Below are 21,859 nucleotides of genomic sequence, written 5' to 3' on the forward strand. Positions count from 1 at the left end.
AGAGGTTAAAGCATGAAAAAATATTCGCATCTTGTATTTTGGATATTGTTATTAATGCTTATCGTTACAACGTATATATCATTAGTAACTGGTAAATTGCCTTTGAGTGTAGAGCAAATCATCACGAAAATTACAACAGGTAACGAACCAAAAGTAGATGCAGTTATCGATTTACGTATGCCTCGTATCATCATTGCAATATTTGTAGGTGCTGTTCTCAGTGTGTCTGGTGCTTTATTACAGGCGGTATTACAGAATCCACTAGCAGAAGCGAATATTATTGGTGTGACATCTGGTGCACTTGTTGCACGAGGTGTCATACTCATATTTTTACCAAGTTTATATTTCTTCTTGCCAATATTTATATTTATAGGTGGGTTAATACCATTTTTAGTTTTATTCTTATTAGTATCTAGATATCACATTACACCTATACGTCTTATTCTTGTTGGGGTAGCGATATATGCCATGCTAAACGGTGTATTAGAACTATTCTCGATGAGTCCAGTGATGCAATTGCCTACAGGATTTACTATGAAAGTATGGCAGGATGTATACATAATCGTAGCATTTTCAATTGTAGGGCTGACTATTGCCTACATGTTAGCAGAAAAAGTTAATTTACTATCGTTCGATGATAAGCAAGCAAACAACATAGGATTTAATATTACAAAATATCGTCTAATCATTGGCTTGGTAGCAGTATTTCTTGCAAGTAGTGCTACTGCTATTGTTGGTCAATTAGCATTTGTAGGATTAATTGTACTGCATATCGTGAGAAGGTTAGTGGGAAGTAATTATAAAAAAGTTATACCAATTTCAATGGTGTTTGGAGCATGGATTGTATTGTTAGCAGATACATTAGGGAGATCCATAGCGCCACCATTAGAAATATCTGCTAGCATTATCACAACTGTAATAGGTGGACCTTGTTTGATTTACCTAATTTGTAAAGGAGCGTATGGCAATGCAAATAGAGAACGTTAAATTTCAGTATTCAGAGCATCAAAATCTGTTCGAAAATTTAAATATACAGTTTAAAAAACATGCCATCACAACAATTGTTGGTCCAAATGGGGCTGGTAAATCAACGCTATTACAAATATTATCCAACAACTTAAAGCCTACTGAAGGATTAGTTTATCTTAATCAAAAATTACTATCATCATTTAATAAAAAAGAACTTGCGAGACATTTGGCGACTGTACATCAAAAAAGTACTGCACCAGATGACTTTACAGTAAGAGAAGTTGTTAAATGTGGCAGATACAGTTATCAATCACTTTTAAAAAAAGATTCAAGACAAGAAGAAGTAATCGATAAAGTTTTACAACAACTCGACTTAATGCACTATCAAGATACACCGATACAAGCATTATCTGGTGGGGAGTTACAACGTGTATATATTGCTATGTCACTTGCTCAAGAACCAAAGTACATGTTATTAGACGAACCGACAACATATCTTGATTTATATTATCAATACCAAGTATTAGATATCGTACGTTCACTCAAAGAAACTTATAATATGACCATCATTATGGTATTGCATGATATTAATCAAGCGATAGAATATAGTGATGAAATCATATGCATTAATAAACAACAACTGATACAAGGTCCACCAGAAGAAATCGTAACGGAATCACTCATTGAATCTGTATATGGTATTAAAGCTAAGGTCATTAAAGACCCAGAATGTGGCGTATTTATATGTAAAAGAAAGGGCAAACTAGCATATGAAAATAATCATTAGACTTATACAAATAGCTTTAATAGGTGTGATTGTTTGGTCAGGTTATACGATATACCACAATAAAGTAGAAGATAAAAAAACCGAAGAAAGATATGTCAGTTTACAACAAAAATATACTCAAGTGTCCTCGAATAAAACAGTACGTCCACAATTTAAACAACTAGATGCAGTCAATCCAGACATAATTGGTTGGATACATTTAGATGCAACAACATTAAACTATCCAATATTACAATCTAAAGATAATGAAGACTACTTAAAAAAAGATTTTGAAAATCAATATAGCAGAAAAGGTAGTATCTTTATGGATTATCGTAATTCACCAAAACATGAAAAAATGAACACAGTTATATATGGTCATCACGTTGGGGACGATACGATGTTCGATACAGTTGAAAAATATTTAGATCAATCATTTTATGATCAACACAAAACGATGCAATATGATACGAAATACGGAAAGTATCAACTAGAAGTTATCAGTGCATACGAAACAACAACAGAAGATGATTACATTCAAACAGACTTTTCATCAAGTAAACAATACGAAAAGTTCTTAGAAGAAACACTAAAAAAATCGGAAATATCAACAACAACAGAAATCAATAAAAATGATAAAATCGTAACCCTGTCTACATGTGAGGATGCATATTCACTATCATCAGGACGCATTGTGGTTGTAGCGAAATTAGTCGAAATATAAAAATACAAATATAAAGGGGTAATTATTATGTTTATGGCAGAAAATAAATTAAAACTAGACAAAGGCACAGCAGAAGAGACAATCGAAAGATTTTATATGAGACAAGGAATCGAAACAATCGAAGGATTTAAAGAAATGTTTGTTACAAAAACAAATAACTTAAAAGAATTCGACGAAGTTAAAATCTTAACACTATGGGAAGATGAACAAAATTTTAAAAACTGGCTAGTATCAGACGTTTTCAAAGAAGCACACAAAAACGTACGTCACCAATCAGACGACGAAACAAGCCCTATACTAGAAAACTCAGTCACAACATATAAAATCGGATACCATTATTCGAACGATAAAGTAGCACAATAAAAAACAGCATGACAACAAAGTCATGCTGTTTTTGTTTGGAAAATATGATAATGTGAAAAAGAAATTAGATATTGAATAATATAGAATAACTAAAATTGCGAGGAATGAGTATGAAAGACTTTTGGGTCATATCAGGAATTGTAGGATTAAATATTATTTATGGGTTAATATTATGGATATCACAGAATGATATAACTGGAATTTTTACCTTGGTATTTTTCAGTATAGGTCTCATTGTGCGTTACTTTTCAGATAGAGAAAAGGTGCCTTTTTATAAGCGATGTAAAGGGCTGTATATAAGCGTAATGTTATTTATAGGAGGAAATCTAGTTTATGTGCTAATCAAAGCATTGGGGTGGGCTAATATATATACAACTACATTGTATATCGTGTTTATTTTATTGTTAGCCATAGTGCTGTATATGAAATATGACAGAAAACAGAAAGAATCTATAAATTAAAAGAAGCGGCGAAAAGCCGCTTCTTTTGTTAGATATATCTAAATTTTTACAGTTAAGACGATAAAGCATCAATAACGTAAAACACACCAAACAGAGCAAACATGAATCCAATCATGAATGAAATAAACACTGCTGCTAGTAAAGGATTGAATAACAATACTATAGCTATTAAAATACCAAGCACATTTAAAATAATAGATAATAAATGGAACATACCATTAGATCTTTCAGCAGGTGTAACTGTAAAGATAGCAATCACGTTATTAATCATGAACCAAACCGCGAAAATATAAATTAAAAATACAGAACTCTCAGCAGAATTGAACATCACAACAAGTCCGAAAACAATGTTAATAATACCCAAAACGAATGTCCAACCACTAGGAACTCCCATAACCTTCTTATTAGCACGTCTGAACACAATCTCTAAAATACCACTGATTAAAGAGAATAAACCAATTAACCAAGTAATCGCGTAGAAATTCTCAACAGGATAACTAAAAATAACAATACCAATGATTAAGAAAATCCCACCAATCACAAAACTTGGCCATCTAAACTTACTATTTTGATTAGCCAAACCGAACCCTCCTTTGAAAAAAGTAGTGTAAGTATATTTTAACTGTAAAGAGGGCGGAGAGGAAGTGGGGAACTATGTAAATTTTTGATTATTTAAATAATTTAATAATAACAATGAAAATAATTACATTAAATGATAAGATTTACTTAAAATATCTTAAAAAGAGAGACGATATAAAATGAAAAAAAGTGAATTACTTAAAACTTTAGAGATGAGTTCACAGGATTTTAATTATCTGATAGATAATGGAATTCCATCTATAGATGATAATTATCAAGAATTTGATTTAGAAAAAGTAGTGGAATTTAGAAATAATTTAAACCAAGATAAAATTAATAATTTGAAAATAGGAGAGGAATATAAAGGGGAAGATGTTGCTGATGCATTTAAATGTTCATTACAAAAAGGATTAAATAGATCACATAGAACCAACTCATTAGTTATTGTTTCAAGAAATATAAAGAGAGAGGACATATATGATAATAAATGGGAAGGAGATATATTTTATTATACAGGAGAAGGTAGAGAAGGAGATCAAGATATAGAAAAAGGGCAAAATAGAGTTTTGAAAAATTATAAGTCTAATTACGTAAATCTATATTTATTTGAATCATTTAAAGCGGGTCATTACATATATGCTGGACCTGTTGAATTAAGTGAAAAAATAGAACCTTTTTATATACTTGAAAGAGACGTTGATAAAGAAGCTAGGTCAGTTATTAAATTTCCAATTGTATTAAAGAATAAAGCTTATGCACCGCCACTAGAAACGATAGAGAATAATAAAGAGGAAAGGTCAAGGAAAAATAAAAAAGAAAACAATATAGAAGATTTGTTAAAAAAAGCTAAAGATGCTAGTGAATTAAATAAAGAAGAATCAAATCAAATAGGGAGTTCAAAACCATTTCATAGACAAGTTAGGATAAATTATTACGATAGAAGTAAAGAGATTAGAGATATCGTAAAGTATTTAGCAAATGGAAGATGCACGTTATGTGAAGAAAAAGCACCTTTCAATGTTGATAATGTGCCATTTTTGCATGTTCACCACATAGAATATTTAGCAAAAGGCGGTAGCGATACAATAGATAATTGCGTAGCGGTATGCCCAAATTGTCATGCAAAAATCCATATGCTAGAAGACCCTATTGATAAAGAAAAATTAATAGAAAGTGTCAACAAAAGGCCACAAAAATATAGAACAGAAATTTAATACAACATTGAAAAATGCTGAATAGTTCATTTACAAAATTTTTTGATTTGGAGATATAACATGAAAGAAATTCAAGTAGTTGCAGCGGTTATTCAAAATGAACATAAGGAATACCTATGCTGTCAAAGAGCAGAAAATAAATCATTGGCCGGCTATTGGGAGTTTCCAGGAGGTAAAATAGAAATAAATGAAACTGCAGAATTAGCATTAAAAAGAGAAATAAAAGAGGAATTAAATGCTAATTGCAATATAAAAAAATTCTTAGGAACTACAATGTATGAGTACGAGTTCGGTAGAGTCATTCTGAATGTGTATTTATGTAATTTAGAGGAAGGAAAATTTAATTTAATAGAGCACCAGGACAGTAAATGGTTAAATAAACAAAACTTAACTAATTTAAAACTTGCTCCCGCGGACATACCAATTTTAAATTGGTTATAGAAAGCATCATATTAAAAATTGAGAGTTTTATATTAGTCTTTAAATAATTTTATAAAGTTCGAAAATATAGCGCTTATATTCATACAATCAAAATTTTAATATTTACAAATATTCTATGTTACTTTTATAAAAAAATAATTGATATTGAATTTTTGATTTATATAATATAAGTGTAAACAGTAATCTAAGAGTTATCCGGAGGCTATTGGTATTCTGTTTACTGAAATATATTTCATTGTATGATTGTTTTGTAACATTATTTATTATTTTCCAGGTATTTTTGATGATTATTTCAAACTGAGAGGGTAAGTAAAAGGTAGTTTGAAGAGAAGGTACATTTCTATTTGGTTTCTAGAATTGTACCTTCTTTTTTGACGATTGTAATATGATATTTCTGTTGAAAAAGATGGTTATTTTTTCGATATTTGAGCATATAGATTTTATTAAAAATTCTATAAAAAAATTAAATAAATGTATTGACATCAAAAAGAGATTATATATAATATTAAGTGTAACCTCACTGAACCTCTATTTAAGGGGAATGAATAAACATTTATACACTGAATTTTGTAATTGTTTATATAATGATTGTTAAGATATCGTGATGATGATTATATAATTTATCGTTTAATTGTTGTTAATATACTTATAAATCTTTTCTGTAAGTTTTAATGATTTTTTAAATGATCGTTCAAAGTTCAGCTCTTAATTGCTTTATTAGTAAAGGTTATATTAAGTTCTCGCTTCTACTGTAAATTCTAGTCTTTACAGTAATTATGAAGCTTGTATATTTAGGCAATAAACATACAAGTTCTAAACCATACTCTTTTGACTAGGTTGCATATTTTGTTCTTCTCATTTTCTTTCCATAGTTCTTATAATTTTAATTAAATATAATATTTAAAGGTTATCGTGTTCATTTCTTCTTTATAGAATTGTGTGGTTACAAAACTATATTATTGGATTTCTGAACAATTTAAAAATCATGTCTGACTAAAACTATTTTATTTGGTCGCTTTTGAATTTGTGATGTTTTATTTTTGTATAAATGATCGATACTTTTATATTAAATTATTTAAAGTTGGTAAGTTCTTAGAAGTTGATGGGACAAAAATGATTAAGATAATTATTATTAATCAATAAAAATATATTAATTTATTATGTTGTAGCATATATCATCGCGATTTTTTCGTGATAGGAGACTTAGTAGTATATGGGAAGAGGGCGTGTTTTCTGTTTTTACAGAGAACACGCTTTTTTTATTTGGAGGATGTTAATAGTGGTTAAATTATCTTTTGAAATTACAGATATTGAAGGCTTTTGTACAAATGGTAAAAAGGGGATTGTTAGGAAACGAATGTATAATGTGATTGATTGTTATGACTTAACAGTGTTGAAAGCAAATTTAAATGATCGTTTTTACGAAGACTATCTTTATCCTGAACAGTTTATTAATAATGTGTATATAAAGATTTTTAAAGGGAAGGAATTAGAATCATTAATTATTTTTAAACAATCATCGACTGCTGATAATGCTAGAGAATATAAAGTGAATCAAATTTGTTTATATCTAGATTATTTTTTTCAATTCTAATTATCTTTGTCAGGGTAATAGATTTTTGTTTCAAACTTTTTTGTGAAAAATTAACTTCAAGTTATATATAAGATACAATGAATGAAAGGAGTGATTTTATGTCATATATTACTTATGTAGAATCTAAGGATGGAACAAAATTATATACTAAGGTAAATCGTTCAGAGGAGCATGATTCAACAATTATTATTGTGCATGGTTTAGCTGAATATGCTGAACGTTATGATGAGTTTGTAGATGAATTAAATATGTTTGGTAGTAACATTGTAAGGTTTGATCATAGAGGACATGGGCATTCTGAAGGAAAAGATACTTACTATGGTTCTTATGAAGAAATTATTGAGGACGTTAAAGCTGTTGTAGACTATGTGAAAGAAAACATAGGACCTAAAATTTATTTAATTGGTCATAGTATGGGCGGATTTGCAGTAACACTGTATGGCACTAAGTATCCAGGGACCGTAGATGGATATATTACAAGTGGTGCGCTAACTAGGTACCATACGAAATTATTTGAGGGTGCTGAGTCATTAGGACCAGAAGAATACTTCCCTAATGAAATAGGAGAAGGATTATGCAGTAAAGCATCAGTTGTTGAAGAATATAAAATTGATGCACTAATTAAAAAACATATTTCAGGAGGCTTAGTGCACAGCTTACTGGAAGGAGTCGAATACTTAAAAGAACACGCTAAAGACTTTGTTGACCCTATCATGATACTACACGGAAAAAATGATGGAGCAGTATCACCAGAAGATTCAATAGATTTATATAGAGAAATCGGCTCAGAACATAAATCGTTGCATATCTTCCCTAAGTTCGAACATGAGATATTTCATGAAAATACAAAATTTTTTACTTTCTCACATTTAATAAGTAGTTGGATAATGGAACTTGGACATGATGAAGATGAGTAAAATAAATGTATGGAATCCAATAAATAAAGAGGATGAGACATAAACACATGTCTCATCCTCTTTCCTACGATTAGTCAAGTGCTTAAGTTTAAAATAGTCATCACTTAATAAGACCGTCCAATTTTATTTTTTTGAATAAGGTGTTAGACTATATGTGATTATACGATTTAATGTGGGGACATTTCGTAATCGTATAGTTTATGTTTCATTATTAAATAATGAAATGTTTTTAATAGTCGATTAATACATGCGACAACAGCAGTCTTATGAGATTTCTCATTAGGCTGCTTTCTTAATTTATAGTAATAATCTACAATATGATTATTATAACGATGTTGTCCACGAATAATATTCATTATTACCAAAAATAATAAGCGTCTCGCCTTTTTATTACCGCGTTTATTGATGGTATCTCTATAATGTGTCCCACCAGATTGATATCGTTTGATATCAATTCCTACAAAAGCATTTAACTGTTTATTTGATTTGAATCGAGATATATCTCCAAGCTCACCGATTATCATGGCTGCAGTTAGATCTCCAATTCCTGGTATAGAATAAATAATTTCAAAGCAGTCAAGTTCTTGAGCTAATTGAATCATTTCTTTATCTAATTGTGATAATTGTCCAATGGACTTTTTCAATTTTTGAATTAATAATTGTGCTTTTTTAACTAGGAACGAAGATGAATTGACGTTAGGGTAACTATCATTCGCTAATTTAAAAAGTGTTTCTCCATAACTTTCTGCTTTTCGTTGAGATAATCCTTTATCTGTAGATTTTAAAATTGTAGAAATGATACTTTCCATATCATCTGTTGAACAAAATCAGGATGAGTAAATATTTCAGCGATATTTAAGGCAATCATTGAATAACGATTTTTAAATAGTTTTTCTAAGCCAGGAAATGTTTGATGAAGTATCTCAATAATTTCAACTTTCAATCGATTTTGTTCATTTTCGAATTCTAGATGAAATCGAGCACGCTCACGTAATTCAAAGTAAATATCATCATTTGTATTATTTAAACTATCGGAATCATTTAAAAAAGGTGCTATTTGGGCTAACTTATGTGCGTCTGATTGATCTGTTTTCCAAGACCTTAAAGAGCTTGTTTTGAACTTTGCTTCTAAAGGATTCAACTCAATATAATTAATTTGGTTAACTCGACAGAACCGAACCATAGCTCTTGAATATATACCTGTGGATTCAAAAATTAATTTTGGCTGATTTACACGATTCAAATAATTTAATAAATAATTATAACCATTTTTGTTATTTTGAATAGTAAATTCCTTTTGGAATTTTTCATCGATATAGTGTGCAATCACACTATCTTTTTTACTAATATCAATGCCTAAGTAATCGATAAATAAAACCTCCTTAATAAATTTGAGAAGTTATAACTTTACTGAACCTTTCTCATTTCACTTTCCTATACACGGTTTCAAGAACCCAACATACTACAATCGAATTTCAAAAGGCGAGAGTAAAGCTGACTAGTTTTTTTTACGGATTTCAAACCCAAGAGATCGCACAGTCTACTCCTCTCTATAACTATAAAAAATAGCTATGAAAAAATCTATCGTCATAGATTTCTTCATAGCTAATCTTAGTATGTTTATTTATACTCTCAACATGCTTCTGAATCCTCTTGCTCCATAGTATGATTCTGCGCCATTATGATAAGTAAATACTGTATCATAGCGGCGGTCACAAAATAGTGCGCCTCCCAGATTTCTAATTTTATCTGGCGTCTCAATCCAACTAGAAGATTTCTTATCGAATTCTCCTAACGTTTGAAGATGACGGTATTGTGATTCTGTTAATAAAGATACTTTCATTTCATTTACTAAATCAATAGCGCTTGTTTCGGGCTTATGCTTCTTTCTTGATTCTAATGCTTCTCTGTCATAACAAACACTTCTACGTCCTTTAGGGCTCTCTTTTGAACAGTCTACAAAAAGATATTTTCCATCTTCTACTCCGATAACATCAGGCTCGCCTTCAGTTCGTTCCATTTCATTAAGTGACCATAATTGTTCGGGATTATTAAGTAGTCTTTCTTCTACATCTGACCAGTTAATGCCTTCGTGTCTTTCTGTAAATTTTTCAAATCTTTCTTTTAAAGTAGTAATAAGTTGTTGTTGTTCTTCTTGCGATAGTTTGTTTGATGACATAGTCATAGCTCCTTTTTGTAATAGTTTACCAGAAACGAATGTTATTTAAAGTAATATGTTATTCGTTTTCATGATTTTCTTTTAAAAACGCCAAATACTCGTCACCCCAGTCACAAATACCGTTGACAACCGCTTCTAAGTCTTTTCCTATTGAAGTTAAACTGTACTCTACTTTAGGTGGTACAACCGGGTAAACTTCTCGATGTACAATGTGATCATTTTCTAGTTCTCTAAGTTGTCGTATGAGCATTCGTTGATTAATATCAGGTAATCTTTTTTCTAATTGATTTAATCTAAGTGGTGATTCTTGAAGTAAATGCCAAATGATAGGTATCTTCCAACGTCCTCCAATTACCGATAGTGCCAGGTCTTTCGAATTATAATATTCTGTTTCTTTATAGTTAATTAAAAGCATGATATAACCCCATTTCTTCACTAAGTGACATATTTGTCAGTATTGCATATTTTTAACCATTGTATCATGATTGTAAGTGCAAGTTAATATATATTAAGGAGATAAACAAAATATGAAATTACAATTAGCGATAGATTTATTAAATAAAGAAGAAGCAGCTAAATTAGCTCAACAAGTCGAAGAATATGTAGATGTTGTAGAAATCGGTACACCAATTGTTATTAATGAAGGGTTAGGTGCAGTTGAATTAATGAGCCAATCTGTTAAAAAAGCACAAGTATTAGCAGATTTAAAAATTATGGACGCAGCTGGTTATGAAGTAAGCCAAGCAGTCAAATATGGTGCTGATATTGTAACGATTTTAGGAGTTGCTGAAGATGCTTCTATTAAAGCTGCAATCGAAGAAGCTCATAAAAGTGGCAAAGAACTGTTAGTTGATATGATTGCTGTCCAAGATCTAGAAAAACGTGCGAAAGAACTAGACGAATTAGGCGCTGACTATATCGCTGTTCATACAGGTTACGATTTACAAGCAGAAGGTGTATCTCCATTAGAGAGTTTACGTACTGTTAAATCAGTTATTAAAAACTCTAAACTTGCGGTAGCAGGTGGTATAAAACCAGAAACGATTCAATCAGTTGTAGATGAAGGCCCAGATTTAGTTATCGTAGGTGGCGGAATTGCTAATGCTGAAGATCCTGTAGAAGCAGCTAAAACGTGTAGAAATATTGTGGATGGCAAACAAGATGTCACAATATAAACTGATTCTTAGTGAAATTGAACATACACTCAATAAAGTGGATGAGCAAAAGAATATAAAGTTTTTAGACGAAATCTTAAAAGCGAATGCAATCTTTGTTGCAGCAAAAGGACGCTCTTCATTTGTTGCGAATAGTTTTGCAATGCGTTTAAACCAATTAGGTAAACGTAGCTATGTTGTAGGAGAGACAACAACACCATCTATTCAAGAAGATGATCTCTTATTAATTGTTTCTGGATCAGGTAAAACAGCGCATTTACAACTTTTATCTAAAATAGCAAACCAAGCTAAAGCAAACATTATCTTAATATCAACTCAAAGCGAGTCAAAAATCGCTGAATTATCAAAAGAAGTTATTACACTACCAGCAGGTACTAAATATGACGAAAAAGGCTCTGAACAACCGTTAGGAAGTTTGTTTGAACAAAGCAGTCAAATATTTTTAGATAGTATCATTATGGAATTAATGAAAGAAATAAACGTATCCGAAACAACAATGCAAAATAATCATGCGAATTTAGAATAGGTAAAAAAATCCGAGACATAACAATTGTCTCGGATTTTGTGTTATATAAGCGAGAGTAGCTTATTATTTATAATGATAAGAAGAGAGTATGTTCCACGATTTTGTAAAGTGCTGAAGCCCGAGGGAGTAGTATGAGTGAGAGACTACAGGCTTGAACCATGCCCTTAGGCAAGCATGCACGAACAAAATTGTAGATTATATACCAAGTTCTTTTTCTTATATTACTTCTTAATATATAAACAATATGAATAATGGTAATATAACAGAACTTAATAGCGCTGTTAGTATCATTCCGATAGAGCTGAATGCTGCTGATTCAATGTCAGTTTCTAATATTTTAGCTGTTCCTATAGCGTGTGATGCATTTCCGAATGTAAGACCTTTTGCAATGGAAGTTTGAAAATTTGCTAGTCTAACTAAGTAATGTCCAAGCATACTGCCGATAAGTCCAGTTAACATGATGAATAATACTGTTAAAGTATCAACGCCACCAATTTGTTCTGAAACTTGGATACCAACTGCAGCTGTTATTGATCTCGGCAATAATGATGCAATCATTTCTTTTGAATAACCGAGTATTTTAAGGGTTGTAAAAACTAATACAATATTAGTTAATATACCAACAAGTACACTCGTTAATATTACTCTGAAATGTTTTACAATCATATCTCGATATAAATATAAAGGGTAGGCTAGACATACGACCGTACAGTTTAAGAAGTCATAAATCCAATGTCCTCCAACCATATAATCATCATAGTCATAGCCAAGAATGAGCAGTACGCAAATAATAGCAATTGATGATACTAGCGCTGGGTGTAATATCGCTATTTTCAACTTTTTCTGTATGAATATTGCCAGTAAGTACATGAGTAAAGTTAAGACAATCATTGATATTGTTTTAATCATCATTGAATGTTGTCACCGTCCTTTTTATGAGCGGATTTTAACATTTTTTCTGCCACATAACCTGAAGTGAGAGCGACAATACATGTACTCGCAATAATTAATATGATTAATGCTATGTATTTCGAATTGAATTGTTCAGCTAAATCCATAGCACCAACTATAGAAGGTATGAAAAAGAAAATCATCGTACCTAATAATAAATTGGAACCACTAGATATCCACTCTGTCTTGATGATTTTAAATTGTAATAATAAGAAAAAGAGAGCTAGGCCTATAATGCTTCCTGCAACTGGTATGTGTAATGTTTCTTGAATCCAATTTCCACATAAGGTAATCAAATATATTAAGCATAATTGAAGTATTACTTTAATGGACTTTAAAATCATGTTTATTCATATCCTTATAAAAAGTATTTAATATAGTACTTTGTGTTTGTCATATATCATTCAATTATAGAATGCATTGGTTATTTTTAAAATGGTATTTTTATAAATTAAGTCTATCTTATTATTTTAAAAAAATAAGAAATAGTGTTTCAATAGAATAAACTAATAGAAAAAATTGGAGTGAGAGAAATGCCAAAATTAATATTATGTCGACATGGACAAAGTGATTGGAATAAGAAAAACTTGTTTACTGGTTGGGCTGACGTAGGACTATCTGAGCAAGGATTTAACGAAGCGAAATTGTCAGGGGAAAAATTATTAAAACAAGAAATAGAAATAGATGTTGTCTATACTTCATTGTTAACAAGAGCGATTGAAACAACTTATTTATTGTTGAAACACTCTCATCAATTATGGATTCCCGTTTATAAAACTTGGCGTTTGAATGAGCGACACTATGGTGGCTTGCAAGGTAAAAATAAAGACGAAGCAAGAGAAGAATTTGGTGAAGAACAAGTACATATATGGAGACGTTCTTATGATACAAAACCACCTGAAGCTGATAAAGCGTTGCAAGAAGAATATTTAAACGATAGAAGGTATGCAATGTTAGATCGTAGAGTAATGCCACTATCAGAAAGTTTAAAAGACACTTTAGATAGAGTGATTCCGTTCTGGATTGACCATGTTTCAACGAGTCTCGTTAATGGTCAAACGACACTTGTTTCAGCCCATGGTAATTCACTGCGTGCATTGATTAAATATTTAGAAGATATACCTGATGATGAAATATCAGAGTTAGAAATTAAAACTGGCGCGCCACTTATCTATGAATTAGATGATGAATTGAAAGTCATTGATAAATACTATTTATAGAGATAAAAGGGAAATAAAAGTTTAATTTAACAAAAAGCTTTACTTTTCATAATATGTAGCGTATAGTAATAGACAAGTGATATTTCGAGATTAAATTAATTGGTAGTTTTATTCATTGTTAATGAAAGTCCATTTAAGTTTGAAGATTGATTATTGCAAATATATTGTGCATAAGCACTAGGAGGACTTTTATATGAATAAAGGTACAGTAAAATGGTTTAACGCAGAAAAAGGTTACGGATTTATCGAAGGAGAAAACGGAAGCGACGTTTTCGTACATTTCTCTTCAATCCAAACTGAAGGATACAAATCATTAGACGAAGGTGCATCAGTTACTTTCGATATCGAAGAAGGTCAACGTGGACCTCAAGCAGTTAACGTTAACAAAAACTAATATTTCTGTTAATGATCTGTTTGGGACGTTATCGTTCTAAATATAAAGCATGAAATCATCAATTATGATGGTTTCATGCTTTTTTGTTTTTATAAGAAAGTTAATCACCCTTTATAATGGTAATATTACATATTTAATGATTTAATAAAGTTAACGACATAAAGGGGGTAATATCATGACAGAATTACAACATTTAACTTTTGGTAAAGAAGATGCAAATATTACAGTAGAAGCTTTTATTAATTTTGCGTGTCCATATTGTAAACATTACTTTTTTGCTGCAGATGAAGTGTTAACACCTTATATAGAAAATGGAGACGTAAAATATATCGTTAAACATTTTGATAAGACGAAGCAACATCTTTTAAAAGGAACGGTAGCGAACATCCATTTAGATTATGATGACCCTGATGAAGCGATAAAATATATACGTGATTTATATGAAACACAAGAAGAATGGACAGTAAGCTTTGAAACGATTGAAAGAAAAATGGAAGATGAATTAAGGTTAGCGCCACAAAAACATGCAGATGATAGATCATTAGCCATTAATAGAGAAACGTTTGAAAGAGATATAACGGGTATACCGACAGTATTCATTAATGGAGAAAGATTTGATTTTGATCCTGTAGAAGATAATCAAGAAACAATTCAAGAAAAATTAGAAAAAGCCTTATTAAATTAAACAAATTCTATAACTTTATATCTTAATTTACGATTGAATTTTTTGTATTATTACACTTATTAACAAGGTGAAAAAGATAATTTATTTTAATGATGTATATTGGTTTTTAAATCGTGCTAAATAGGGTAGAATCAATAATGTAAGCCCTTTACTTGAATATAAAAACTTTGCGATAGTACAATAGTAATAAGAGGTATTTATTACCTTATAAAGGGTTGATTATATTTAGGAGGTATGAAGGATGGTAGTAGAATTTCGTAACGAACCTGCAACTGATTTTACAAATCAAGAGAATCAACAGGCATTTAAAGATGCATTAATTCAAGTTCAAGCTGAATTTGGAACAGAAATTCCTCTCGTAATAAACGGAGAGAAAATTTTCACTGATGATAAGTACGATTCTGTAAATCCAGCTGATCATCAACAAGTGTTAGGTCGTGTTTCAAAAGCTTCTAAAGAGCAAGTTGATCAAGCGATGGAAGCGGCTAAAGAAGCATATAAGACTTGGAGAAAATGGACGCCTCATGAAAGAGCAGAATTATTGCTTCGTGTCTCTGCCATTATTCGTAGAAGAAAACATGAATTTTCTGCACTGATGGTTTATGAAGCGGGTAAACCATGGAATGAAGCAGATGGTGATACAAATGAAGGCATTGATTTTACTGAATACTATGCACGTTCAATGATGGAACTTGCTCACGGTAAACCTGTATTTGATAGAGAAGGTGAGCATAACCAGTATATCTATAAACCAATGGGGCCAGGCGTTACAATACCACCTTGGAACTTCCCATTCGCTATAATGACAGGTACAACTGTTGCACCTATAATTGCAGGTAATACAGTGTTGCTTAAACCAGCTGAGGACACACCATTAATTGCTTATAAATTAATTGAAGTGTTAGAAGAAGCAGGCTTACCTAAAGGTGTAGTTAACTTTGTACCTGGTGACCCGAAAGAAATCGGAGACCATTTAGTAGATCATAAAGACACTCATTTCGTAACGTTCACAGGCTCAAGAGCGACTGGTACGAGAATCTTCGAAAGAGCTGCTAAAATACAAGAAGGGCAAAACTTCTTAAAACGTGTTATCGCTGAAATGGGCGGTAAAGATGCTATTCTTGTAGATAATAATGTAGATACAGATTTAGCTGCACAATCTATAGTAGACTCAGCGTTTGGCTTTTCTGGACAAAAATGTTCAGCATGTTCTCGCGCAATTGTGCATAAAGAAGTTTATGATGAAGTTCTAGAAAAAGCTGTTAACCTTACTAAAGAATTATCAATTGGTAATACTGATAAAGGTTCAGATGTTTATATGGGACCAGTTATCAACCAAAAACAATTCGATAAAATTAAAAATTATATCGAAATTGGTAGCAAAGAAGGTAAGCTTGAAGTAGGTGGTAAAACTGATGACAGTAAAGGTTACTTCGTAAACCCTACAATCTTCTCAGGCTTAAAATCTAGCGATCAAATTATGCAAGAAGAAATCTTTGGTCCAGTCGTAGGCTTCACTAAATGTGAAAACTTTGATGAAATGATAGAAGTAGCTAATGATACAGATTATGGTCTAACAGGCGCAGTTATTACAAATAATCGTGAACATTGGAGACAAGCTTGTGAAGACTTTGATGTAGGTAACTTATACTTGAATAGAGGTTGTACTGCAGCAGTAGTAGGATACCACCCATTCGGTGGATTCAAAATGTCAGGAACTGATGCCAAGACAGGTAGCCCAGACTACATGTTAAACTTCTTAGAGCAAAAAATTCTTTCAGAACAATTTTAATATAATAAAGTAAGTGGATTATAAATATCCAATGTAACTTTAAAACCCCCGCTCGTTATGAATAATTTAACGAGCGGGGGTTTTTATTAATGAAAACTGATACGTTCTGATGCATATAAAGCGATTCGTATATCTAAAGATCTTACGGGATCTTCAACCGGGTAACCAATGATTTCTTCACATTTTTTAATTCTATATTTCACAGTGTTTCTATGAATAAAAATTTCATCTGCTGTTTTAGTGATATCGCATTGATTATCCATATAAACTTTTAATGTATATTTTAATTCTTTATCTTTCGTCTTTTTAGGATATGCCAACGGACCTAAAGTATAAGTAATGAAAGGTTTTAATTTACTTTCAGGAATAAGTTGTAATAGTTCTTGGACACTTTTTGATTTATAAACTTTTAAGAAAGCTTTTTCACCTTTTTCAGCTTCATCTTCGTATGCCTCATTAGCTTCGAAAAATGAAGAAGGCAGTTGTGAAAACTCTGATACTGCGTTACCTACGCCTATAGAGATATTTCCGCGGAAATACTTTGTGTATTCATTTTGTATGAATTTACAATAATCCAAGTAATATTGATGTTTTGTTTGTAGTAATACTGCAAATCTATAGTTACTTGGTAATGTAAATACAGAAATAGTGTTGTCGATATCATGCAACATATTTGATAACCATTCAGATGTCATTTGATATCGTTCATTAAGATAAACACTATTTTCTACGCCATCTTCACTATCAATTGCACAAATTAAAATTTGATAGAAATCAGATAAATGGATGTTATAACGTTTGAACAAATCTGGATGCTGTTTAATAGATAATGTATTTTCAGTCATAAGCGATTCAAAAAATCTATTTACATCTTGTTGTTCGGTAGCTTTAATACGACTGTTTTTATATATAGCAAAGCTTATCGTTGTAACAGCTTGTTCTATTGTTAATAAACTAAATGGATAGCTTAAAGTATCAACGTTTGAAACCATTAAATAATATGGAAAGTAATTAAAAGCTGGTACCTCAAATATGACATGCTTTTCATTAAAAGAAGATTTAGTATTTTGTTTGATGTCTTGAGTCGACTTATAAAGCTTAAAATACTTTAAGTTTTCATTTAGTAGTTGTCTGTTATGAGTATAGTGATGACTAACCGCTTCAACATCATCAAAAGGATTAATTAACATGATTGGTACCTTTAGTAACTTGCTGAATCTTTCGACCATTAAGTTAGCATCGTACCCTTTTATTAACATATGATTTAATTCTTGTTGTATATTTAAAGCATAGTTCATTTTTTCCGATTCATCATCTGAAATATATGATGAAATATGATGTGTAATATCTCCTAAATTCCACGCTTCTGGAATCTCAATCAGAGGGAATTCTATGGAATTTGCATAATCTATAACTTTTTGATCTATGGATTTTAAGAAACGTGACACTTTAATTCCAAGACCAGCTGTTTGAATTTCATTTAAATCACTGATGAGTTGTATTAATCCATCTTGGTCTTCTTGATAATTCATAGCAGTTGTCAGTATTAACATATATGGTGAAGTGAAGTGTTTAATATCTTGGGCTTCCGTGATATCTAACCCCTCAACTTTTCTATCTATATCCCCATTTTCATTAATTAATTTTAAGTTTGAAAATCTAGGAACTTCCAATATTTCTCTTAATGTTGGCATTAATCTAACTCCTTTTTTGTTCATTTTTAATAAAATCTATAAAAAATATGTCAATACGCACAATGAAAACGTTTTATGTTAATAGTAACATTACTTCTGAAGGTTATACGAATAATCTTCTTTAAAATAGTTAAAGGAGAATCTACTATGATTGAACAGAGCAGGGGAACCCAGCTAGATTCTAAAGTTTTCGAGCAACGTGGTTATAATAAAGATATCATGCCGAAGAATTCTGAACAAAGAAATTCAACTGCATTTAACTTCTTCACGTTGTGGATGGGTGCGGTTCACAATATACCAAATTATACAGCGGTTGGTGGATTTTTACTACTTGGTCTTTCGCCATTACAAGTAATGATTGCATTAGTTTTAAGTTCATTCTTTATTGCAACTTTACTCGTAGCGAATGGTTACGCTGGCTCTAAATTTGGAATACCTTTTGCAATGCATTTAAGACATACTTACGGGGACATCGGTGCTAAACTACCAGGTATTTTACGTGGTGTTATAGCCGGAATTGCATGGTTTGGACTGCAAACTTATGCTGGTTCACAAGCTTTGTTAATTTTAATTAATAAAGTAATACCAGGATTTAGCGAGATTGGCGGAGGAGGCACTTTCCTCGGCATAACATTACCAGGTTTCATTGCATTTATTATCTTCTGGGTAATTAATTTTGCAATTGGTTTTGGTGGTGGAGATACACTAAATAAATTCACTGCAATACTTAACCCCCTTATTTATATTGTATTTGGTGGTATGACGATTTGGGGCATTTATACTGCCGGCGGATTCGGTAATATTGTTAATTATGAATTATCGTCAAACAGTGGATTATTATACCCTTCATTGTTGGCATTCTTCCTCATCTTTAACTCATTACTTGGCGTTTGGGCTGGACCCGGATCAAGTGTGGCAGACTTTACACAAAATGCTAAATCTACAAAATCACAAATTATCGGACAAACAGCAGGTATTTTTGTAGCTCAAACATTATTTGCTGTAGCGAGTGTTTCGATTATCATAGGTGGTTCAATTTATATTGGACATCAAGAATGGAACATTTTAACGATTATCAATCAATGGGATAACTTCTGGGCTGTGTTGGTTGCACTAGGCGTATTATTATTAACAACGATTTCAACTAATGCTACAAGTAACATTATTCCAGCAGCTTATCAATTAAGTGCGTTATTCCCGAAATTTGTTAATTATAAAACAGGTGTTATCATAGCTTGTGTGGTCAGCGTATTGATTATGCCATGGAAAATGATGGAGAACGAAGATAGCATATTTGTATTCTTAAATATGATTGGTGCTATTCTAGGACCTGTTACAGGCGTTATGGTTATACACTTTTTCATTGTTTCAAAATGTAAAATCAATATTGATGAGTTGTACTTTGATGTAAAAGCTAAACAAAAAGCAATACCTAAAGTTAACCTACCAGCATATGTTGCTACAATAGTGGGTGTTATCATTTGTTTACTAGGATTCTTACCAGGATTTAGCGTTATATCTGACTTTTCTTGGTTTATTGGATTCTTAACATCTGGTCTACTATATTGGTTATTAAAATCTGTAAGAAGAACAGAAAGGGATGCATAGTTATGAAATTTGATTCTATTATAAAAAATGGTTTAGTCATTTTAGAAGATGGCGAACAAGAAGTAGAAGTAGGTATTAAAGACGGTAAAATAGCAGCTATTGGAAAAGAGTTAGGCGAAGCTGATAATGTTGTAGATGCTAAAGGTTTGATTGTATCTCCAGGTATGGTTGATGCACACGTTCATATTACTGAACCAGGTGGCGGATATCGTGATAGTTGGGAAGGCTATGAAACTGGTACAAGAGCTTCTGCTAAAGGTGGCGTAACTTCATTTATTGAAATGCCATTGAACCAAGTTCCAGCAACTGTTGATCATAAATCTATTCAAGAAAAATTTGATGCAGGTAACGGTAAACTTTCTGTCGATGTTGCAAGCTACGGCGGTTTAGTACCTTACAATTTAAATGGCGGCATTCAAGAATTATCTGATAACGGCGTTGTTGCTTACAAATGTTTCTTAGCTACATGTGGAGATCGTTCAATTGAAGGAGACTTCATGAATGTAGATGACTATTCATTATATGAAGGTATGAAACAAATTGCTAAAACAGGTAAAATACTATCAGTACATGCTGAAAATGCGACAATCACTGATCGTTTAGGCGAAATCGCTAAAGAAAATGGCGAAACTACTTTAAGCGCATATGTTGATTCAAGACCAGTATTTACAGAAGTTGAACCAATTCGTAAAATTATTCTTTTCGCAAAAGAAACAGGATGTCGTGTACACATCGTACATGTAGCTTGTAAAGAAGGCGTAGAAGAAATTGTTAAAGCACAACAAGAAGGTGTAGATATCACATGTGAAACATGTACGCACTATCTATACTTCTATAAAGAAGAGTTAGATTCAATCGGACCAGTTGTGAAATGTTCACCACCAATCCGCGAACAATCTAGATTAGAAGGTATGTGGGAACATGTATTTGAAGGCAATATCTCATTTGTAACTTCAGACCACTCACCATGTACACCAGACTTGAAAGATACTGACAATGCTTTTGAAGCATGGGGCGGTATTGCAGGCGTACAAAATAACGTTGATGTGTTATTTGACGAAGGTGTACAAAAACGTAACATGTCGTTGAAACAATTTGCTGATATCATTGCGACAAACCCAGCAAAACGTTTTGGACTTGATTCAAAAGGTAGTATTTCAGTAGGTAAAGATGCTGACTTTGTATTTATCAAAAAAGACTCACCTTACACATTACAAACTGAAGATTTAGCTTACCGTAATAAAATTAGTCCATATGTAGGTAGAACTATCGGTGCGCAAGTAGTTAAAACAATTCTACGTGGTACTGAAATCTATGACATAGAAAAAGGTATTTCTGACGAAAATATCGGTCAATTCATTTAATTATAAAACGTTGATAAACCTATAAACTCATTATAAATTTCCTAATATATACAAAAAGAGTTTGAGACCTAAACCTCATGCTCAAAAAATCTCCTAATTCGTTTAATATACGAGTTAGGAGATTTTTAATCTCTGGAACATCATGGGCATAGATTATATTTTGTATTGGCAGTAGCTGGCTGAGTGGGACTACGAAATCTATTTAAACATGAGATTTCTGTCCAACTCCCATGTTTGATAAAA

General features: G+C 31.6%; 23 protein-coding genes and 1 pseudogene. 17 read left to right on the top strand and 7 right to left on the bottom strand.

The window, feature by feature from the left end:
- Nucleotides 1-12 precede the first annotated feature (12 nt).
- The 5 genes from ACNMOQ_RS02060 to ACNMOQ_RS02080 all read left to right on the top strand — a co-directional run bounded on the left by ACNMOQ_RS02060 (nt 13) and on the right by ACNMOQ_RS02080 (nt 3,283).
- The gene (locus ACNMOQ_RS02060; RefSeq protein WP_416350206.1) at nt 13-987 is read left to right on the top strand and encodes a FecCD family ABC transporter permease; all 975 of its coding nucleotides are present in this window, start codon (nt 13-15) and stop codon (nt 985-987) included.
- The gene (locus ACNMOQ_RS02065; protein WP_016999522.1) at nt 968-1,756 is read left to right on the top strand and encodes an ABC transporter ATP-binding protein; all 789 of its coding nucleotides are present in this window, start codon (nt 968-970) and stop codon (nt 1,754-1,756) included. The genes ACNMOQ_RS02060 and ACNMOQ_RS02065 overlap by 20 nt, the downstream gene beginning before the upstream one ends.
- Nucleotides 1,740-2,459 carry a class B sortase gene (gene srtB / locus ACNMOQ_RS02070; protein ID WP_064211624.1) on the top strand — a complete coding sequence of 240 codons (720 nt, stop codon included), beginning with the start codon at nt 1,740-1,742 and terminating at the stop codon, nt 2,457-2,459. The genes ACNMOQ_RS02065 and srtB overlap by 17 nt, the downstream gene beginning before the upstream one ends.
- 27 nt (nt 2,460-2,486) lie before the next feature.
- On the top strand, nt 2,487-2,822 hold the full coding sequence (locus ACNMOQ_RS02075) for an antibiotic biosynthesis monooxygenase (protein WP_135021682.1): 336 nt from the start codon (nt 2,487-2,489) through the stop codon (nt 2,820-2,822).
- A 110-nt stretch (nt 2,823-2,932) separates the two neighbouring features.
- Nucleotides 2,933-3,283 (top strand): hypothetical protein, encoded by a 351-nt coding sequence (locus ACNMOQ_RS02080; protein WP_070045053.1) that lies wholly within the window; start codon nt 2,933-2,935, stop codon nt 3,281-3,283.
- A 52-nt stretch (nt 3,284-3,335) separates the two neighbouring features.
- Here ACNMOQ_RS02080 and ACNMOQ_RS02085 read toward each other — a convergent pair whose 3' ends face one another.
- Nucleotides 3,336-3,863 carry an HdeD family acid-resistance protein gene (locus ACNMOQ_RS02085; protein ID WP_064211766.1) on the bottom strand — a complete coding sequence of 176 codons (528 nt, stop codon included), beginning with the start codon at nt 3,861-3,863 and terminating at the stop codon, nt 3,336-3,338.
- A 178-nt stretch (nt 3,864-4,041) separates the two neighbouring features.
- Between ACNMOQ_RS02085 and ACNMOQ_RS02090 the strand changes: the two genes are divergently transcribed.
- The 4 genes from ACNMOQ_RS02090 to ACNMOQ_RS02105 all read left to right on the top strand — a co-directional run bounded on the left by ACNMOQ_RS02090 (nt 4,042) and on the right by ACNMOQ_RS02105 (nt 8,028).
- Nucleotides 4,042-5,076: an HNH endonuclease gene (locus ACNMOQ_RS02090; protein ID WP_237687911.1), complete on the top strand. Its 1,035-nt coding sequence runs from the start codon at nt 4,042-4,044 to the stop codon at nt 5,074-5,076.
- Nucleotides 5,077-5,136: 60 nt separating this feature from the next.
- Nucleotides 5,137-5,517, top strand: coding sequence for a (deoxy)nucleoside triphosphate pyrophosphohydrolase (locus ACNMOQ_RS02095; RefSeq protein WP_103269026.1), 381 nt, complete (start codon nt 5,137-5,139; stop codon nt 5,515-5,517).
- A 1,279-nt stretch (nt 5,518-6,796) separates the two neighbouring features.
- Entirely contained in the window at nt 6,797-7,111 is a 315-nt protein-coding gene (locus ACNMOQ_RS02100) for a hypothetical protein (protein ID WP_064211764.1), read from the top strand.
- A gap of 98 nt (nt 7,112-7,209) precedes the next feature.
- Entirely contained in the window at nt 7,210-8,028 is an 819-nt protein-coding gene (locus tag ACNMOQ_RS02105; RefSeq protein WP_416350207.1) for an alpha/beta hydrolase, read from the top strand.
- A 167-nt stretch (nt 8,029-8,195) separates the two neighbouring features.
- Here ACNMOQ_RS02105 and ACNMOQ_RS02110 read toward each other — a convergent pair.
- The 3 genes and pseudogenes from ACNMOQ_RS02110 to ACNMOQ_RS02120 all read right to left on the bottom strand — a co-directional run bounded on the left by ACNMOQ_RS02110 (nt 8,196) and on the right by ACNMOQ_RS02120 (nt 10,622).
- Nucleotides 8,196-9,397 (bottom strand): annotated as a pseudogene (locus ACNMOQ_RS02110) (IS110 family RNA-guided transposase).
- 255 nt (nt 9,398-9,652) lie between these two features.
- Nucleotides 9,653-10,207 (bottom strand): DUF4256 domain-containing protein, encoded by a 555-nt coding sequence (locus tag ACNMOQ_RS02115; protein ID WP_416350208.1) that lies wholly within the window; start codon nt 10,205-10,207, stop codon nt 9,653-9,655.
- Nucleotides 10,208-10,265: 58 nt separating this feature from the next.
- Entirely contained in the window at nt 10,266-10,622 is a 357-nt protein-coding gene (locus tag ACNMOQ_RS02120; RefSeq protein WP_064211761.1) for a winged helix-turn-helix transcriptional regulator, read from the bottom strand.
- A 112-nt stretch (nt 10,623-10,734) separates the two neighbouring features.
- On the opposite strand from ACNMOQ_RS02120, the gene hxlA reads away from it, so the two are divergent.
- Both hxlA and hxlB read left to right on the top strand, forming a co-directional pair.
- A complete protein-coding gene (gene hxlA / locus ACNMOQ_RS02125; RefSeq protein ID WP_016998989.1) occupies nt 10,735-11,382 on the top strand; it encodes a 3-hexulose-6-phosphate synthase in 648 nt (215 codons plus the stop codon).
- Entirely contained in the window at nt 11,357-11,908 is a 552-nt protein-coding gene (hxlB, locus tag ACNMOQ_RS02130) for a 6-phospho-3-hexuloisomerase (RefSeq protein ID WP_218688757.1), read from the top strand. The genes hxlA and hxlB overlap by 26 nt, the downstream gene beginning before the upstream one ends.
- Nucleotides 11,909-12,136: 228 nt before the next feature.
- On the opposite strand, the gene ACNMOQ_RS02135 is transcribed toward hxlB, so the two are convergent.
- A complete protein-coding gene (locus ACNMOQ_RS02135; protein WP_064205325.1) occupies nt 12,137-12,820 on the bottom strand; it encodes an LrgB family protein in 684 nt (227 codons plus the stop codon).
- Nucleotides 12,817-13,203: a CidA/LrgA family protein gene (locus ACNMOQ_RS02140; RefSeq protein ID WP_416350209.1), complete on the bottom strand. Its 387-nt coding sequence runs from the start codon at nt 13,201-13,203 to the stop codon at nt 12,817-12,819. The genes ACNMOQ_RS02135 and ACNMOQ_RS02140 overlap by 4 nt, the downstream gene beginning before the upstream one ends.
- A 189-nt stretch (nt 13,204-13,392) precedes the next feature.
- On the opposite strand from ACNMOQ_RS02140, the gene ACNMOQ_RS02145 reads away from it, so the two are divergent.
- The 4 genes from ACNMOQ_RS02145 to pruA all read left to right on the top strand — a co-directional run bounded on the left by ACNMOQ_RS02145 (nt 13,393) and on the right by pruA (nt 16,950).
- Nucleotides 13,393-14,079, top strand: a complete 687-nt coding sequence (locus ACNMOQ_RS02145) for a 2,3-diphosphoglycerate-dependent phosphoglycerate mutase (RefSeq protein ID WP_016998993.1) — start codon at nt 13,393-13,395, stop codon at nt 14,077-14,079.
- 193 nt (nt 14,080-14,272) lie between these two features.
- Nucleotides 14,273-14,473, top strand: coding sequence for a cold-shock protein (locus tag ACNMOQ_RS02150; RefSeq protein ID WP_016998994.1), 201 nt, complete (start codon nt 14,273-14,275; stop codon nt 14,471-14,473).
- Nucleotides 14,474-14,648: 175 nt separating this feature from the next.
- Nucleotides 14,649-15,158 (top strand): thioredoxin domain-containing protein, encoded by a 510-nt coding sequence (locus tag ACNMOQ_RS02155; RefSeq protein ID WP_070045059.1) that lies wholly within the window; start codon nt 14,649-14,651, stop codon nt 15,156-15,158.
- Between the two features lie 241 nt (nt 15,159-15,399).
- Nucleotides 15,400-16,950, top strand: coding sequence for an L-glutamate gamma-semialdehyde dehydrogenase (gene pruA / locus ACNMOQ_RS02160; RefSeq protein ID WP_016998996.1), 1,551 nt, complete (start codon nt 15,400-15,402; stop codon nt 16,948-16,950).
- A gap of 86 nt (nt 16,951-17,036) precedes the next feature.
- Here pruA and ACNMOQ_RS02165 read toward each other — a convergent pair whose 3' ends face one another.
- A complete protein-coding gene (locus ACNMOQ_RS02165; RefSeq protein WP_070045061.1) occupies nt 17,037-18,644 on the bottom strand; it encodes a PucR family transcriptional regulator in 1,608 nt (535 codons plus the stop codon).
- Between the two features lie 147 nt (nt 18,645-18,791).
- On the opposite strand from ACNMOQ_RS02165, the gene allW reads away from it, so the two are divergent.
- A complete protein-coding gene (gene allW / locus ACNMOQ_RS02170) occupies nt 18,792-20,252 on the top strand; it encodes an allantoin permease (protein WP_135022220.1) in 1,461 nt (486 codons plus the stop codon).
- Between the two features lie 2 nt (nt 20,253-20,254).
- Nucleotides 20,255-21,616: an allantoinase AllB gene (allB, locus tag ACNMOQ_RS02175; protein WP_135022221.1), complete on the top strand. Its 1,362-nt coding sequence runs from the start codon at nt 20,255-20,257 to the stop codon at nt 21,614-21,616.
- Nucleotides 21,617-21,859: the final 243 nt, after the last annotated feature.

It is taken from the genome of Mammaliicoccus lentus, assembly GCF_947036595.1.
GTDB classification, from domain to species: Bacteria; Bacillota; Bacilli; order Staphylococcales; family Staphylococcaceae; genus Mammaliicoccus; species Mammaliicoccus lentus.

What these genes read in the sequence shown, in the direction of transcription:
- ACNMOQ_RS02115 (WP_416350208.1), bottom strand. Translation starts at nt 10,207, where the DNA reads ATGTCATCAAACAAACTATCGCAAGAAGAACAACAACAACTTATTACT.
- ACNMOQ_RS02135 (WP_064205325.1), bottom strand. Translation starts at nt 12,820, where the DNA reads ATGATGATTAAAACAATATCAATGATTGTCTTAACTTTACTCATGTAC.
- ACNMOQ_RS02095 (WP_103269026.1), top strand. Translation starts at nt 5,137, where the DNA reads ATGAAAGAAATTCAAGTAGTTGCAGCGGTTATTCAAAATGAACATAAG.
- ACNMOQ_RS02080 (WP_070045053.1), top strand. Translation starts at nt 2,933, where the DNA reads ATGAAAGACTTTTGGGTCATATCAGGAATTGTAGGATTAAATATTATT.
- ACNMOQ_RS02155 (WP_070045059.1), top strand. Translation starts at nt 14,649, where the DNA reads ATGACAGAATTACAACATTTAACTTTTGGTAAAGAAGATGCAAATATT.
- ACNMOQ_RS02140 (WP_416350209.1), bottom strand. Translation starts at nt 13,203, where the DNA reads ATGATTTTAAAGTCCATTAAAGTAATACTTCAATTATGCTTAATATAT.
- ACNMOQ_RS02075 (WP_135021682.1), top strand. Translation starts at nt 2,487, where the DNA reads ATGTTTATGGCAGAAAATAAATTAAAACTAGACAAAGGCACAGCAGAA.
- allW (WP_135022220.1), top strand. Translation starts at nt 18,792, where the DNA reads ATGATTGAACAGAGCAGGGGAACCCAGCTAGATTCTAAAGTTTTCGAG.
- ACNMOQ_RS02145 (WP_016998993.1), top strand. Translation starts at nt 13,393, where the DNA reads ATGCCAAAATTAATATTATGTCGACATGGACAAAGTGATTGGAATAAG.
- allB (WP_135022221.1), top strand. Translation starts at nt 20,255, where the DNA reads ATGAAATTTGATTCTATTATAAAAAATGGTTTAGTCATTTTAGAAGAT.
- ACNMOQ_RS02120 (WP_064211761.1), bottom strand. Translation starts at nt 10,622, where the DNA reads ATGCTTTTAATTAACTATAAAGAAACAGAATATTATAATTCGAAAGAC.
- hxlA (WP_016998989.1), top strand. Translation starts at nt 10,735, where the DNA reads ATGAAATTACAATTAGCGATAGATTTATTAAATAAAGAAGAAGCAGCT.
- pruA (WP_016998996.1), top strand. Translation starts at nt 15,400, where the DNA reads ATGGTAGTAGAATTTCGTAACGAACCTGCAACTGATTTTACAAATCAA.
- ACNMOQ_RS02105 (WP_416350207.1), top strand. Translation starts at nt 7,210, where the DNA reads ATGTCATATATTACTTATGTAGAATCTAAGGATGGAACAAAATTATAT.
- srtB (WP_064211624.1), top strand. Translation starts at nt 1,740, where the DNA reads ATGAAAATAATCATTAGACTTATACAAATAGCTTTAATAGGTGTGATT.
- ACNMOQ_RS02065 (WP_016999522.1), top strand. Translation starts at nt 968, where the DNA reads ATGCAAATAGAGAACGTTAAATTTCAGTATTCAGAGCATCAAAATCTG.
- hxlB (WP_218688757.1), top strand. Translation starts at nt 11,357, where the DNA reads ATGGCAAACAAGATGTCACAATATAAACTGATTCTTAGTGAAATTGAA.
- ACNMOQ_RS02165 (WP_070045061.1), bottom strand. Translation starts at nt 18,644, where the DNA reads ATGCCAACATTAAGAGAAATATTGGAAGTTCCTAGATTTTCAAACTTA.
- ACNMOQ_RS02060 (WP_416350206.1), top strand. Translation starts at nt 13, where the DNA reads ATGAAAAAATATTCGCATCTTGTATTTTGGATATTGTTATTAATGCTT.
- ACNMOQ_RS02150 (WP_016998994.1), top strand. Translation starts at nt 14,273, where the DNA reads ATGAATAAAGGTACAGTAAAATGGTTTAACGCAGAAAAAGGTTACGGA.
- ACNMOQ_RS02090 (WP_237687911.1), top strand. Translation starts at nt 4,042, where the DNA reads ATGAAAAAAAGTGAATTACTTAAAACTTTAGAGATGAGTTCACAGGAT.